Source organism: Methanomicrobium sp. W14 (assembly GCF_017875315.1).
Classification (GTDB): Archaea; Halobacteriota; Methanomicrobia; order Methanomicrobiales; family Methanomicrobiaceae; genus Methanomicrobium.
Map to the genome: position 1 here is coordinate 390641 of NZ_JAGGMM010000001.1, position 13398 is coordinate 404038.

Here is a 13398-nt window from a genome sequence, read left to right on the forward strand (position 1 = left end):
ATCAGATTGTCGGGATTTCTCCCCATCCAGTTTCCCCTACAGGGTCTTCGAGGACAACCTGCTCACCCATATTTGATGCGGAGACTTTCGCCTGGCTTCTTGATAGCCATACAAACATCTCTTTAAAGTGATTTTCTTTCAGTTTTATTGGTTTTCTCTCGGGAGGGGATATCTTTTTGAGTGTCTCCATATCAGCCGAATCGACACCTACTGCAAAAAAGAGGAATCTGCTTTCTTCTTCTCCCCGGTGGACTTTTGATATAATCTCATTCCACTTGTCATCTCCTTCCTGCATGTCTGTCGGCTCTCCGTCTGTTATCATGAATATCCACGGACGGTAATAATCTATACCTTCCTTTTTGTATTCATCCTTCCTTTTTTCCAGGATTTCAAGGGTTTTATCTATTGCATCCCCCATCGGTGTAAGCCCGTCTGCTGAGAGTTCGACCGGGTTGAAGTCCTCTATTGCAGTAAACTCCTGTACAACCTCTACTTTTTTGCCGAATGACACAACGCACAGGTCCACTCTTTTTCTTGCAAGTTCATCTTTTTCTATTTCTTCTTTGAAGGTTTGAATTCCGCTGTTTAACTGTGATATTTTATCCCCGACAACCATCGACCCTGATATATCGAGGAGGAGAATTGTCGGACAGTGCGGCTGCTGGGGGTAGGCAATTTCAACCATGTCTTCAAGTGTCATATTTATCCTCTTAATATCTGTTTAAATCAAGCACTAATGCTTTGATATTAGGATGAATGATATAAAAAGATGATTGATTTTAAAAGTCTTTCAGTCCTTTACGGTCAGAATTCCGACAACGAGAAGTGCAAGGCCGGCAAGCGCCACAACAAGGCCCAAAAGGCCCTTAATTACATAGATCAGTTCATCAATGAAATAATATGCTCCGTAAATACCTGCCAGCAGGAGTATGATTCCTGCAATTATCATTCCAAATGCAACTTTATCCATTAATTATCACATCTTATAGCAGTATCTGATTAAATTTCTCTCATATAAAAACTTTCATTCAAATGTGTTGTTAATTATTGATGTCTCTTTTTTGGTGCAGGTTATATTTTTACATCAGCATGCGGTATAATATACTATAATTTCCGGGGAATTATATGAAAATAACAATTGTCGGCGGAGGATATGTCGGTCTTGTATCAGGTGCATGCTTTGCAAAGACTGGTCACGACGTCACCATAGTTGATGTTGACTCTTCAAAGGTTGGTATGATAAATTCAAAGAAGCCTCCTATATATGAAAAGGGTCTTGAGGAGATTCTTAACGAAACAGCCGGAAAGAACCTTTGTGCCTCGACAGGATATGATAGTGTTGCTGATTCCGATGTTTCTATGATCTGTGTCGGGACGCCCCAGGGAGAGGACGGGTCAGCGAATCTTGCCTATATAAAACAGGCTGCATCTTCAATAGGAAAGGAGCTTAAAAAAAGCTTAGGTTACAGGGTAGTTGCCGTAAAAAGCACTGTTCCCCCCGGAACCACAGAAAATTTCGTAAGACCTGAAGTTTTGCGGGCTTCTGGAAAGAGCGTGGACGATATAGGTTTTGCTATGAACCCGGAATTTTTAAGAGAGGGAATTGCGGTTTTTGATTTCATGAACCCTGACCGTATCGTCGTTGGAAGTGACACTGAGAAAGCCGGTGAAATAATAGAGAAGCTGTACTCCTGTATAAATGGTGATGTGATTCATACAAAAACGACCGCAGCCGAGATGATAAAATATACGTCCAATGCGTTTCTTGCAACAAAGATCTCTTTTTCAAACGAAATCGGCAATATCTGCAAGGCTCTTGGCGTTGATGTGTACGAAGTGATGAAAGGAGTTGGTATGGATCACAGGATATCGCCGTATTTTCTGAATGCGGGTGCAGGGTTTGGAGGAAGCTGCTTTCCGAAGGACGTCTCCGCGATTGCGTCTATTGCAGAAGGTATGGGTCTTGATCCTGTTCTTTTAAAGTCAGTCTTAAAAATCAACGATGCGCAGCCCCTAAGGATTGTAGAAATTCTTGAGAATCGGGCAGGCTCACTGAAAAACAAAAAAATTACCGTTTTGGGGCTGGCATTCAAGGACAACACCGACGACATACGCGACTCGCGTTCAACACCTGTAATTGGTGCGCTGCTTTCCAGGGGAGCACATGTATCGGCATATGATCCTATGGCCTCAGGCAGCATGAAAAAAATATATCCTGAAATTGAATATTGCAATAGTCCTTCTGATGCTCTGAGGGACTCTGACGGATGTCTTGTTATGACCGAATGGCCTGAATTTTCAGAACTGGATAAGGAATTTAGTCTTATGAAATCGCAGATTGTCATAGAAGGAAGACGTATACTTTCGGTTGAGGACAGGGAGGGCATATGCTGGTAAAACAGGGGCTTATTCCCGCAGCAGGTTCGGGAACAAGACTGGGACCTTTTACAAAAGCCATCCCCAAGGAGCTTTTGCCTGTCGGAGACAAGGCTGTCATCGAACACGTTGTCTGTGCAATGCAGATTGCAGGCATTGAAGAGGTTGTCATTGTAGTGAGCCCGCATAAGCATGGTCTCTCGGATTATTTCGGTTCGGGAAAAAGGTTCGGGCTGAACATTACGTATGTCGTCCAGGACGAGAGAAAAGGTCTTGGTGATGCGGTTCTTGCAGGGGAGCATGTAATCGACGGGCCTTTCACTGTCGTTTTAGGGGACAATTATTTTGCCCCGAAAACATTTTTGAAGGACCTTATTGACTTTCATATCCAAAATTCCGGTGAAACAACGGTGGGCGTTGCCGAAGTAGAGGATGTGACAAGGCATGGTATAATAACACCTTCGGGAGACAGGATTCTTGGTATGGTTGAAAAACCCTCGCCTGAACAAGCCAAAAGCAGACTCGGCGCACTTGGTGCGTATGTTTTTAAAAGAGATATTTTTGATGCCATTAAAAGAACCAGACCCGGATTTAAAGGTGAAATTCAGCTCACAGACTCCATAAATATTCAGATAAATGACGGCAGGAAAGTCCTTTACAAAAAGATTGACGGAATTCATATTGATGTCGGAACGCCCCGTGACCTTATGAAGGCAAACGACTGGTATCTTAACCACAACATAAACGGGGACTGCAAGGAAGACCTTTAGGTCCGAATACCTCTTTTCTGATACCGGAAATGTATTTTGGAAATAATTTTTTTATTTTATATCTCTGCATACAAATCTTTATTCTGTATCAAAAATTTTTCATCTGTACTTTATTCTTTTATTAATCAAAGACCAATCAAAATTATTATCTCGTTTACACTTTAAAATGTGGCATGTAATTAGATGGGTATGAACAAAAAAACCGGATATGTCCTGATTTTAATATTTATTGCAGTAATTGCGGCTGGGATTATTGTTTCGGCAGTAATCAGCAATGAAAATTCTTCTGAAATTTTAGCAGTCAACCACGACGTTATCAGGTCAGCGGGTTTTAGTGTAAACTCAGGATCGATAGGTCAGAACACGTCGGCGGCGGGAACAGTTTTTGTCTGCGGGCCGGGTGAAACTGCGGAAAATATACGTATTGCCGCAAGAGTTGAGGTCGACCCCGGCGATTGGGGGGGTGTTGCCTTTTATGTACCGGCCGGCTGGAAGGTCTCAGGTGTTTTGAGCAGTTATCCTGAAGGTGATGACCGGTCACGGCCTTCTGATTATGCTGCGACATGGACAACCACGGACGAAAAGTCCGAATGGAGTTCATGGGTGGAAATCGGAAGAATTCGCGGCGGTCTGCCGGCAGCAGGAGGAAATGGCACAGTCGTAATCGACCTTGTCCCCGATAAGGCGTCAGCCCGCAACATAAGTGAACCTGCAATTATGGTCGGGGCCGGTTCGGAAGAAAAGGACGGGATAAAAATAATGGAGACAGGTTTAATCAAAGTCCCTGTCTAAACCTCTTTTCTTGCGGTGTCCACCATGACTTCGCCGACCGGAGTCATCACCGCTCTGCTGTGTACAGATTTGAATCCCTCTTTTAGCATGGCGCCGGCAATAACTCCTTCATTCAGCCCCATGTCGTTTCCGTAAAGTGCCGGCATCAGGGTTCCGAGGACCATCTCTTTAGGCTTTGTCCCACCGTTTGTCTTCCCGTCCGAAAAGCTGACGAAGACTCCGCCGGGGTTAAGGGAGTCGCAGACCTTTTTTATTACGTCATTGAGACTGTCCCCGGCGAAGTTAAGTGTCATCGAAGCCCAGACGAGGTCGTAGTTTTTTCCTAAGGGGTCGTTTATGTAGTCTCCTCCGACTGCTTTTACTCTGTCCTCCATCCCGTATTCGCCGATTAGTCTTTCGGCGACTTTTGAGACGGCAGGTCTGTCGAAGAGGACGGCATTCATGGAAGGGTGTCCCATTGCGATTGATATGCCGAAGAGTCCGGGGCCGCATCCCAGGTCGAGCATTTTTCTGAATGAACCGAACTCCGGAAGCGACGACACAATTCGCGACGCCAGCTGCACCATCCCCGCACGCTGGTAATTTACGGACAGTTCCGCCTGTTCCGCCCAGATGCCCTCCGATTCCGTTTTGTTTTTGTGCATGCATTTGTCAGGGCCGTATTTTACAAGGCTGCATATGTCGTCAGAGGACAGGTTGTACCACCGAAAGGACGACAAAAAGAATTCCCCAAGGTATGTGTCGTCATTTGAGGCGAGAAACTCCTCTGCGGCCGGCAGGTTTCTGAACAGTCCTTTCTTTTTTTCAATCAGGTCAAGTGAAGCTAGGGAGTTCATAATGACTGCCGTATTTTCGGGGTCGAAGTTATGTTTTTCAGCCAGCTCTTCACTGCTTTTCCAGTAGGACAGTTCCCTGAAGATTCCGAGCTTTATTGCCGCAATAAAAATATTCGTCTCCTGGTTTGTGAGCAGTTTTTTGTACAGCTCTTTGAAACTGTTCTTTATCTTAGGCATTTTCCTTGTACGCATGCCTTCCCGTAAGCGACCCGTATGCCCGTGTGAGTGCATACGGCTGTACATGCTGTGCCCTGAAGAAAACGGCCTTCTCGTCCCGCAGTCCGTCATAATCCTCTTATTTGAAAAGTCAGTCTGATCTTTTTCAGTACCTGTCATTTTTTGTTGTCCTGCTTTTTTGGCAGTTCTCCTTTCTTTATTGGTCAAAATAATTATTGCCCGAAACTGATTGGTATATTTTCAAAAAACCAAAAAAAAGTTTTGACGAATTTTAGCGGCTGCATAAGTGAAAAAAATTATTCTGAGGCAAAAAGATATAAACGGCCCGTTTAGTCCTGAACAGCGCTTATGGGGCTGTCGGCCACGAAAGTTTTTTGGTTTTTGCTGTTCGTGACTGCGATTACGGCGGGCATCACGAGAACTGCGCCTGCAAGCGAAAAGCCGACTGCCTCAACTGTCACCAGTCCAAAGTTCAAAATTATCGGAAACGAGGAGAGGAGCAGTGCCGAAAAACCGAAAAATGTTGTCATCCCGGAAATCGTCACGGCAGTACCGATTTTTTGGACGCTCATTCTGATTGCTGTCTGGGTATCGTATCCCTTCCTGTGCTCCTCTCTGAAACGCTCCATTATGAGTACTGTATATTCTGACGCCACACCTATCGTCATCGCCCCAAGGGTTGCGGTAAGAAGTGTATAGTCTAGACTGAAGGTTTACATGACAAGGCCGTTGTACCCGACGGCCATAAAAACAGGTATGACGGCGGATATCGCGGAGAGCTTTCTGTAGACAGCAAGGAGAAACAAAATGATGAGGCGGCAGAAGATGTCTTCTGCGACTGACGTCTCTGTTTTTCTTTTTCCTCTTGAAACGCCGCACTGGTCGGCAAAATTGTTCAAATGCCTTGTGCTTGTAACGGTGTACTTCTTTTTTTTGTTTCTGAGACTGCCGCATATTTTACGGCAGAGTTCTTTTGGGATTTCGTAGCCTGTGTTCAGGAGGTGGAGATATTCTATTATGTCCTGATATTCCGCCGGTGGGATGAACCCGGCCTCCTCCCATATCTGCCGGGTCTTCAGAGGGGCGGATGATATATTTTCTGTTCCGCAGACCATTTGTTTTGCCTTCACATTTTTGTTGAAATGTCTGGCCTCTCCTCGTCCATCCCCGAAAGCCGGGAGAGCCGGCCCGAAGGAAGAGGAGAAGAATTCGGCGGACCGGAAAGCGTTGGAGGACGCGGCCGCACTGACAGCCTGTTTTCAGAATATCTCCTGTACAGTATGAAAATATATTCCTGAAAGTTTTGGACTTTATTTTTGGTGTTGTACCGGACAGAAAAGCAATCATCAAAAAAAGTTGTTTTTTAGTGCGAATTGTATTTGAGCCGGCATCTCGGAAAATTTTGTGTCTCATCTTCTACCGACCAGACATCTGACTGCTGTATCTCGTTTAGAGTCTCTTCTCTTTTCCGGCGGCCGTTGCTTGTTATCAGCACGCCGTCCGGATTTGTTATCCGTTCAAGCTCTTTTAAAAACCGGCCAGTGTCCCCTTATCATGTGGACCATGCCAAGTGCGAAGACGAAGTCGGCTTTATCGTCTTTGAGACATGAACTAGACTTCTCAGAAAGGACAGAGGTTACGTTCGTGAGTTTTTCGTCCCTGATAAGACGGGAGACGGATTCAACGGCGAGGGTGTTTGCGTCGACCCCATAGACCTGTCCTTTGTCCCCTGTCAGTCCTGAAGCCGCTTTTGAGTGACTTCCGGGTCCGCAGCCGCAATCGACGACCGTCATGCCGGGTTTAATCCCAAAAGACTCAGGAAGGCGTACAGGCGGGCAAAGTTTGTCTCTTTCATCAAAAAATGAGAACCTCATTATTTTAAATGAGAAATCCGATCTCTCTTCACGTTTTACTTCTTTCATATCTTATCACCTCCGTTGGGTTTATTCTCTGGTTGCAGCAGCTGTTTTTTTTTGGTTACGATTCTTTTCCGTGACCGGGGCGGCTGTCCGCATTTCTTTTGGAGATTTCTGCTATTCTTTATTTTTCTCCATTTGATGTTTCCGGGCCTGCAGAAATTTGCTCTTCATATTTTCACATCAGGTCTGATTTTTTTGAAAGTCCCGAGTTTTGACCATTTTTTCTGCACATCCTGTGGCCTTTGCATTTTTCTTCAGGGCCAAAAGTGCGACTCCTATAAAGCAGAGCAGTGCTGCGAACGCAGTTGCAGCCGAAGCGGCGTCAGTGACAAGTGCTGCCCCGGCTTTAGTCACGACACCTGTGTAGCCTTCCTGCCGCAGCTGAAATGCAAATATTATCGAGGCCAGTGATGACCCCAAAGCCATTGCAAACTGCCTTGCGGCACTGTTCATTCCTGAGGCGACTGCGGACTTCTCTTTTGGCAGACCGTGCATAATTTCGGCGTTTACCGGCCCCTGAAAAAGTGTAAAGCCGACTGCAAATACCACCAGAGCACCCAGAATAAGTGTCAGGTCGTAAGTCTTTAAAGAACAGGCGAAGGCCAAAAGCCCTAGTGCTCCTGCGAAGAGTCCCGCTCCGGTGAAATATTTCCGGGGGTGTCTGTCGTATATCCTGCCTGTTACAGGGGCTCCGAACGTCAGAATAACGGCTATTCCTATGAAAACCATCCCCACCTGAAGTGGCGAAAAGTTCATGACGCCTTCAAGGTAGAAAGGCATTGCGATACTCAGGATCATATAGGCGGTGAACATAAGGGCCATACATACCAGTGGAACAGTGAACATGCGTTCTGAAAATATCGAAAGGTCAATAAGGGGGCTTATGCGACGGCGCTCTGTTGTGACGAAGGCAACAAGCGAAAGAACACATGCACATAACGCCACAGTGGCATACACCTCTTTTCCTCCGTCTGCAATATATCCCAAAAAAAGCATGGACGATACAATTGCGGCTCCGAGACTTGCTGCCCCGGGCCAGTCGGTTCTGACTTTTTCGGACTTTTCGGGTTTTTTCAGGTCCATCGAATAAGCGCCGAAGGCGACGAGTGCAATTCCCACCGGGACGTTTATCATGAAGATGGCATGCCAGCTGAAGAAACTGAGAAGGAAACCGCCGAGGACGGGACCACTCAGACTTGCAACTGCAATTGTTGACCCGAGAAGTCCCATCGCCTTTCCGTGCTCTGAGAACGGATAAAGTTCAAAGATTATCGCCATTACGATTGAGACCGACATCGCGGCGCCGAGGCCCTGAATTATTCTCAGGCAGATTAATACAGAAAGTGTCGGTGCAAGGGCGCAACCTAAAGAACCGGCGGTGAAAACAGCCATTCCTGAAAGAAACATCCTGTTCTTCCCGACTGACTCTGACATCCGGGCAAAAACAAGCATTGCCGCAGTCATTGCGACAAGATATCCTGTTATAGTCCACTGGGAAAGGGCCAGGTCTGCGTTGAAGTATGATGTAATCGTCGGAAGAGCTATGGAAATTACCACACCGTCCAGTACAGACATGTACATTCCCAGTAGTGCGACGAACATCACAGCTTTTCGTTTATCCGGGCTGTATTTCCCGGAAATATCTGTGTCTGATTTGTTCATGAGCACTAAGTTTCTGGCACAATATATTCAAACTATTACAACCAAAGTGGGTTGTAATGCTGGAAAAACTTGTTGAAGACCTAAAAAATTATGGTTTCACCGAATACGAATCAAAAGCCTACGTGGCGCTTGTCGGCCTCGGAACCGCAACGGCAAGAGAAGTCTGTGAAATTTCAGGAGTCCCGCAGGGACGCATCTATACAGTCCTGAACACTTTGTCTGACAAGGGGTTTGTAAGCATACAGGAGGGCGTTCCGACATTTTATCTGGCTGAAAACCCTGCCGGAATCTTTACCTCCATAAAAGAGGAGTACTGTTCATCAATCGACGAGATGATAAAAAGCCTTAAGAAGCTTAATTATGAGGCGAAGCCGCAGTCGCCTTTCTGGTCAATCCACAGTGAAAAGAGCATTGTCACAAGGGAAAAAGTGATGATTAGGTATGCAAAGCATGACATCATCATTATTATAAAGGACCCCTCGTCCCTCCGCCCTCTTGTAAAAGACCTTAAGGCTGCAAAAAAACAGCTTGACCTGACTATTCTCGTATATGAAGGCAGCGAAGTGAAATGTCCGGGCCTGAAAATCGAAAATATGAGCAGCGGCCTGTCCGGCCTTTTCATTGAGATGGAAGACGAGTTCGGTCAGGTGATGAAGGATTCTGAATGGAGCACCGAGCTGTTTATGCTTGTTGACGGAATGACGGCGTTTACATCCGGTTACAGAGCAGGTAGAAAAAGTGCGACAGTGATAAAATGGCCGCCTATATGCTTTATGATGAAAAGACTTATCAAAATGCTTGAGCCCAACGTTTAAGTAAGTGATTTTGCACTAATTTTTTGTACTGCTTTTTTTATCGGTATTATGATGAAATCCGGTTTCATTTTGTCCCGTATGACCTGACATGCTCCCATGCTTTTTTGAGTTCAGGTCTTATTTCATTGTTGTCGTCGTATATGACGATGTTTTTTCTGTCGTAATAAGTCCGGTCCTTTCCCTGCGGGCAGACCTTTATGCATATGCCGCAGGGGGCAAGACGCCGCTTCTCAAGCCTGGCGCTGTTCTCTGCGCATGCTTTTTTGTCAGTAAGCGATTCCGGATAATTTCCCCCTCCATTTAAGGCTGAAACCGGGCACATACGCACGCATGCCATGCAGTGGCAGCAGAGTTCTTCTTCCATAAGCGGGTCCGGAGGGAGACATGCGGCTGTAAACACTGACCCAAAACGCACTCTGGGACCGTATTCCGGGGTCAGGAGCATGTTGTTCACTCCGAAATTTCCAAGCCCTGCAAGAAATGCGGCGTGACGGTGGGAGAAGAATGCGACCGGCTTTTCAAGTAGTACGTCAATGCCTGTGTACCCGTCCCGGGGAACAGAGACGGAAGGGTATCCGCATTTGTTGAGGTATTCAGCTATTCTGTATGTATACTGGTCCAGAAGTCTGTTAAGGGTGCCGTAAAGCTCCCTGTACCAGACTGACGGTGTTGTCTCTATAACAGGGAGATGGACGGGCAGACCGATTACTATTACCGACTTTGCCTCAGGGAAGACTGACCGGGGATAGAAGTCTTTTGGAATCCATGGTCTGAAAGGCGGTTTTTCCCAGCTTTCTGCGCTGGCAACTCCAAAAATGGGTATGTCCATCTCCCTGCATTTCTCCTTTAGGACTGTTTTCAGTTTCTCTGTCATAACCACCCGAAATTTTTTATCGGCCCTGAGAATAAATATACCTTATTCATCCCTGAAAAGTGCCGGTTCAGCAGGCACCTGAACTATTCAGCGGCTCCCTGAATTTTTTCCGGTGATGTAAATTATGAGGAAAGGGTTCTCTTCAACAATGACCCGGGGAAGAGAAATACCCGTTTTATTCCATCCTGAATAATATGGTGATGTAAAATGCAGGTCAGTAAAATTACCATTGGAAGCTTTTCGCACCTCACGTATCTTTCGCAGAAAGCACTGCGGCTGTATGACAAAAAGGGAATACTTGTTCCCGGATTTAAGGACATGTTTACAGGTTACCGCTATTATACCACAGAGCAGATAGAAGAGGCCCTTAAGATTAAAGTGCTTGCGGGCCTTGGTTTCTCTCTCTCCGAGATCTCGGTTATTATGTCTGCAATAGAGAACGGAGATGAGAAATATGTGTCTGCGCTGATTTCAAAGCGTCGCATCGCCACAATGGCTGAAATTGACCGGCTTGAAAAAATAAAAATCCTTTTGACTGAAAAAAAGGGTTTTACGGAGTTGTTCAGAATGAATGTATCAGAACCGGTAGTTAAAGAGGTTCCTGCTTTAAGAGTGCTTTCAGCCCGCAGGACAGGTACGTATGAGGAAGTTTGCTCAGATATTGCTGACTCTTTGATGGAAATAGTCAGCAGTCCTGAAAACCAGAAAAACGCTGTTAAAGTGACAGGGCCCTGTATTTCGCTGTGCTATGATGAAGAATACAGGGAGACGGATGCAGATATTGAGATGGCAGTTCCTGTTTCGGGACAGGTTATATCAGACAACCCTTCGTTTTCAGTAAGAACCCTTCCTTCATGTAAAGTAATTTCCGTAATCTACAAAGGTCCTTATGAACACGAGGGATTTTCTGTTGCGTTCGGTAACGTGTTCAGATATGCGTCTGAAAACGGACTTGAGACAACCGGGCCTGACAGGCAGATATACCTCAATAACCCGGATGAAAACGATCCAAAGGACTACCTTACGGAAATCCAGATCCCACTGAAATAATCTTTAAAAAAATCATTTCTTTTTGAGGATGTATACCAAAAGTCCTGTTTCGTTTTCGGTTCCGGATTTTATGAAGCCGTTTTTATCAAGAACCCTTTGTGAAGGGATGTTGTTTTTTTCCGTTTTGGCGGTTATTTCACTGGCAAGGCCTGATTGAAATGCTTTTTTTACTATGGCACTAACTGCCTCTGTAGCGTATCCCATGTTTTCAAACTGTTTCAAAACGGAATAGCCTATTTCCGGGAGTGCATTTTCGTGAAGGATAATTCCGCCGCTTCCGATTAATGTTCCGTATTCCTTACTGTCTTTATTTTCGCCTTTAAGTACCCAGTAATAACTGTAAAGTCTTTTCTCTTTGCAAAAACCAAGGAATAACTCAAAAACTTCCTTTGTTACAGTTTCGTGAGGCCAGTTTTCCGGGATGTCTACGGATGAAAGCGTTCCGGGTTTACCCCTTTTCCCAAGTTCATATTCCAGGGTTTCTTCTGTTTCTGGTATAAGGAAAAGTCTTTTGGTTATAATAATATCCGAATCCAATTTTTGTCTTCCTTTTATCAGGGATTTAAGATCAGGTGTCCATAGACTCCTTTTCTGTTGAACCTGTTTTCTATGATATAATTGTAGATTTTAACGTTCTGGTTATACTGCGATACTAAAGACTTTACAAATGAGTTTTTGCTGTTGTACTCATTGACAAGGTTATTGTATTCAGCTACAAGGCTGTTGTATTCTGCTGTGCTGCCTCTTTTTTTCAGGCTGTCCATCCTTTCAGCCATTGAGCTTATCCCGGAAGCCATAACTTCAAGCTCGTTTTCAGAGGAGTTAATTCTGGGCTCAAGGCTTTCAGCCTTCTGCTTTGCCTCAGTCATCCTTTCATAGATATAGGAGACATCCCCGCAGCTGTTATATGAGGTTGTTCCGTTTCCGACCCTGATTATGTATGGGTCTGAACTGAGAGTTTTACCGTCCCTGATTTCAATTACAGGCCAGCCTGGATAGTTATAGTCAGTTACCTCGACATATGCATAGCCTGTGTTTTTATAGGAGCATTCCGGGGATTTAATTCCGACAGACATATGCTCATCATCTTCAAATTCCATCAGTGAGACGTTGTAGCCTTCGGCTGACAAAAGGGCTGCCGTAAGTATGCTTTTGTCGTCACAGTCGCCGGAATTTTCATAAACTGTCTCTACCGGGAATTTTGGTTCCGTTCTGATTTTATCCGTTTTATAAGGAATGGACTCCACGTATGCAAGGATAAGTTCTGCGTACCTGTCAGAATCCAGAGACATCTGCTTCTTTAAGCTTCTGAACTGTTCCAGTATTGAGCTGTAGAGCGGAGAAAGTGACGGGTCGTTTATAAAAGACAAATAATACCCGGATGACCAGTTGTTTGATGATATTTTGTCCTGGCTTAAGTATGCTGATTTGTCGGCGTTGTATGCAGCCTCGTATAATCCCCTGTCTAAGGGTATTTTGATTGTTATGTTGGTGTTTTCAAACGGGAAAGTATGACTGACTGTTGTATATTCTCCTGTAGCTGAATTTTCCGGAATTGAAGGGTACTTGTCCTGACTTTGTCCGGTGAAGGTCGTAGAACAGCCGCATGAGAGAACGGATACGAACAGTAGTAAAAATACGGTCAAAACAGCAGAAAGTCTTTTGTCTGTCATTTTTTTCTCACCTGAAACCTTGCCCTGGGTGGTTCTTAATTCATTTTATTAGTATTCAGCTTTAATTTATTTTATAGGTAAAAACAGTTTTTCAGGTGGCTGACCTTTACTGTATCTGGTGAAGATAATGGTGAAAAAATGAAAAAAACAAGTCTTCATTGCCCTGTCTGCAATTCCCGGGATATATACAGGATGACCGGAGGATTCACAGGAGAAATATATATCTGCAAAAAGTGCGGCTATAGGGGAGCGCTTGTTGTAGAGTACGATAACGACTTAAAGGATGAATTTGAAAAGGCTTCTTCTTTCAGGGAAAGTGAGTATAATTGTGACTGTGGGAATTTCAGGGCAAAAACAGTCCTTGAGATAATTCTGGTTGTCCTTATTCTCCTCTCTGCTTATGCAATTCTTTCAGGATTTTAGGTTTTAGTCGCAGATATATGCCGGTTTGGAA

General features: G+C 44.9%; 17 protein-coding genes and 1 pseudogene. 7 read left to right on the plus strand and 11 right to left on the minus strand.

Annotation, left to right across the window (positions count from 1 at the left end; translation table 11 throughout):
* Position 1: 1 nt before the first annotated feature.
* Both J2128_RS02070 and J2128_RS02075 read right to left on the minus strand, forming a co-directional pair.
* On the minus strand, positions 2-700 hold the full coding sequence (locus J2128_RS02070) for a VWA domain-containing protein (RefSeq protein ID WP_209689224.1): 699 nt from the start codon (positions 698-700) through the stop codon (positions 2-4).
* A 90-nt stretch (positions 701-790) separates the two neighbouring features.
* Positions 791-970 carry a hypothetical protein gene (locus J2128_RS02075; protein WP_209689226.1) on the minus strand — a complete coding sequence of 60 codons (180 nt, stop codon included), beginning with the start codon at positions 968-970 and terminating at the stop codon, positions 791-793.
* Positions 971-1125: 155 nt separating this feature from the next.
* Between J2128_RS02075 and J2128_RS02080 the strand changes: the two genes are divergently transcribed.
* The 3 genes from J2128_RS02080 to J2128_RS02090 all read left to right on the plus strand — a co-directional run bounded on the left by J2128_RS02080 (position 1126) and on the right by J2128_RS02090 (position 3938).
* Positions 1126-2397, plus strand: coding sequence for a UDP-glucose/GDP-mannose dehydrogenase family protein (locus J2128_RS02080; RefSeq protein ID WP_209689228.1), 1272 nt, complete (start codon positions 1126-1128; stop codon positions 2395-2397).
* A complete protein-coding gene (locus J2128_RS02085; RefSeq protein ID WP_209689230.1) occupies positions 2388-3146 on the plus strand; it encodes a sugar phosphate nucleotidyltransferase in 759 nt (252 codons plus the stop codon). Before J2128_RS02080 ends, J2128_RS02085 begins: the two co-directional genes overlap by 10 nt.
* A 189-nt stretch (positions 3147-3335) precedes the next feature.
* Positions 3336-3938 carry a hypothetical protein gene (locus tag J2128_RS02090; protein ID WP_209689232.1) on the plus strand — a complete coding sequence of 201 codons (603 nt, stop codon included), beginning with the start codon at positions 3336-3338 and terminating at the stop codon, positions 3936-3938.
* On the opposite strand, the gene J2128_RS02095 is transcribed toward J2128_RS02090, so the two are convergent.
* From J2128_RS02095 to J2128_RS12945, 3 genes and pseudogenes are all read right to left on the minus strand, one after another.
* On the minus strand, positions 3935-5110 hold the full coding sequence (locus tag J2128_RS02095; protein ID WP_209689233.1) for a class I SAM-dependent methyltransferase: 1176 nt from the start codon (positions 5108-5110) through the stop codon (positions 3935-3937). The genes J2128_RS02090 and J2128_RS02095 overlap by 4 nt on opposite strands.
* A gap of 170 nt (positions 5111-5280) precedes the next feature.
* Positions 5281-5631, minus strand: a pseudogene (locus J2128_RS12670) (MMPL family transporter); the annotation flags it as partial.
* Positions 5632-5664: 33 nt separating this feature from the next.
* On the minus strand, positions 5665-6066 hold the full coding sequence (locus J2128_RS12945) for a hypothetical protein (RefSeq protein WP_348632353.1): 402 nt from the start codon (positions 6064-6066) through the stop codon (positions 5665-5667).
* A 27-nt stretch (positions 6067-6093) separates the two neighbouring features.
* Between J2128_RS12945 and J2128_RS02105 the strand changes: the two genes are divergently transcribed.
* On the plus strand, positions 6094-6249 hold the full coding sequence (locus J2128_RS02105) for a hypothetical protein (RefSeq protein ID WP_209689235.1): 156 nt from the start codon (positions 6094-6096) through the stop codon (positions 6247-6249).
* Between the two features lie 65 nt (positions 6250-6314).
* Here J2128_RS02105 and J2128_RS12850 read toward each other — a convergent pair whose 3' ends face one another.
* From J2128_RS12850 to J2128_RS02115, 3 genes are all read right to left on the minus strand, one after another.
* On the minus strand, positions 6315-6446 hold the full coding sequence (locus tag J2128_RS12850; RefSeq protein WP_281069275.1) for a hypothetical protein: 132 nt from the start codon (positions 6444-6446) through the stop codon (positions 6315-6317).
* A 22-nt stretch (positions 6447-6468) separates the two neighbouring features.
* Entirely contained in the window at positions 6469-6873 is a 405-nt protein-coding gene (locus tag J2128_RS02110) for a methyltransferase domain-containing protein (protein ID WP_209689237.1), read from the minus strand.
* Positions 6874-7050: 177 nt separating this feature from the next.
* Positions 7051-8532, minus strand: coding sequence for an MFS transporter (locus J2128_RS02115; protein WP_209689239.1), 1482 nt, complete (start codon positions 8530-8532; stop codon positions 7051-7053).
* Positions 8533-8588: 56 nt separating this feature from the next.
* On the opposite strand from J2128_RS02115, the gene J2128_RS02120 reads away from it, so the two are divergent.
* The gene (locus J2128_RS02120; RefSeq protein ID WP_209689241.1) at positions 8589-9347 is read left to right on the plus strand and encodes a TrmB family transcriptional regulator; all 759 of its coding nucleotides are present in this window, start codon (positions 8589-8591) and stop codon (positions 9345-9347) included.
* 64 nt (positions 9348-9411) lie between these two features.
* Here J2128_RS02120 and J2128_RS02125 read toward each other — a convergent pair whose 3' ends face one another.
* Positions 9412-10221 carry an epoxyqueuosine reductase gene (locus J2128_RS02125; protein WP_209689243.1) on the minus strand — a complete coding sequence of 270 codons (810 nt, stop codon included), beginning with the start codon at positions 10219-10221 and terminating at the stop codon, positions 9412-9414.
* 207 nt (positions 10222-10428) lie between these two features.
* Here J2128_RS02125 and J2128_RS02130 point away from each other — a divergent pair, with 207 nt between their 5' ends.
* Positions 10429-11271, plus strand: coding sequence for a GyrI-like domain-containing protein (locus tag J2128_RS02130; RefSeq protein WP_209689245.1), 843 nt, complete (start codon positions 10429-10431; stop codon positions 11269-11271).
* Between the two features lie 12 nt (positions 11272-11283).
* Here J2128_RS02130 and J2128_RS02135 read toward each other — a convergent pair whose 3' ends face one another.
* Together J2128_RS02135 and J2128_RS02140 are read right to left on the minus strand one after the other, a co-directional pair.
* Positions 11284-11808: a GNAT family N-acetyltransferase gene (locus tag J2128_RS02135; protein WP_209689247.1), complete on the minus strand. Its 525-nt coding sequence runs from the start codon at positions 11806-11808 to the stop codon at positions 11284-11286.
* A gap of 17 nt (positions 11809-11825) precedes the next feature.
* Positions 11826-12944 carry a hypothetical protein gene (locus tag J2128_RS02140; RefSeq protein WP_209689249.1) on the minus strand — a complete coding sequence of 373 codons (1119 nt, stop codon included), beginning with the start codon at positions 12942-12944 and terminating at the stop codon, positions 11826-11828.
* Positions 12945-13082: 138 nt separating this feature from the next.
* On the opposite strand from J2128_RS02140, the gene J2128_RS02145 reads away from it, so the two are divergent.
* Complete coding sequence (locus J2128_RS02145; RefSeq protein WP_209689250.1) at positions 13083-13367, plus strand: hypothetical protein; 285 nt, start codon at positions 13083-13085, stop codon at positions 13365-13367.
* Positions 13368-13398 lie beyond the last annotated feature (31 nt).

Coding starts and splice junctions, on each gene's coding strand:
- J2128_RS02120 (WP_209689241.1), top strand. CDS start 8,589: ATGCTGGAAAAACTTGTTGAAGACCTAAAAAATTATGGTTTCACCGAA.
- J2128_RS02140 (WP_209689249.1), bottom strand. CDS start 12,944: ATGACAGACAAAAGACTTTCTGCTGTTTTGACCGTATTTTTACTACTG.
- J2128_RS02145 (WP_209689250.1), top strand. CDS start 13,083: ATGAAAAAAACAAGTCTTCATTGCCCTGTCTGCAATTCCCGGGATATA.
- J2128_RS02075 (WP_209689226.1), bottom strand. CDS start 970: ATGGATAAAGTTGCATTTGGAATGATAATTGCAGGAATCATACTCCTG.
- J2128_RS12945 (WP_348632353.1), bottom strand. CDS start 6,066: ATGGTCTGCGGAACAGAAAATATATCATCCGCCCCTCTGAAGACCCGG.
- J2128_RS02080 (WP_209689228.1), top strand. CDS start 1,126: ATGAAAATAACAATTGTCGGCGGAGGATATGTCGGTCTTGTATCAGGT.
- J2128_RS02085 (WP_209689230.1), top strand. CDS start 2,388: ATGCTGGTAAAACAGGGGCTTATTCCCGCAGCAGGTTCGGGAACAAGA.
- J2128_RS02115 (WP_209689239.1), bottom strand. CDS start 8,532: ATGAACAAATCAGACACAGATATTTCCGGGAAATACAGCCCGGATAAA.
- J2128_RS02090 (WP_209689232.1), top strand. CDS start 3,336: ATGAACAAAAAAACCGGATATGTCCTGATTTTAATATTTATTGCAGTA.
- J2128_RS02095 (WP_209689233.1), bottom strand. CDS start 5,110: ATGACAGGTACTGAAAAAGATCAGACTGACTTTTCAAATAAGAGGATT.
- J2128_RS02110 (WP_209689237.1), bottom strand. CDS start 6,873: ATGAAAGAAGTAAAACGTGAAGAGAGATCGGATTTCTCATTTAAAATA.
- J2128_RS02130 (WP_209689245.1), top strand. CDS start 10,429: ATGCAGGTCAGTAAAATTACCATTGGAAGCTTTTCGCACCTCACGTAT.
- J2128_RS02125 (WP_209689243.1), bottom strand. CDS start 10,221: ATGACAGAGAAACTGAAAACAGTCCTAAAGGAGAAATGCAGGGAGATG.
- J2128_RS02070 (WP_209689224.1), bottom strand. CDS start 700: ATGACACTTGAAGACATGGTTGAAATTGCCTACCCCCAGCAGCCGCAC.
- J2128_RS02105 (WP_209689235.1), top strand. CDS start 6,094: ATGTCTGGCCTCTCCTCGTCCATCCCCGAAAGCCGGGAGAGCCGGCCC.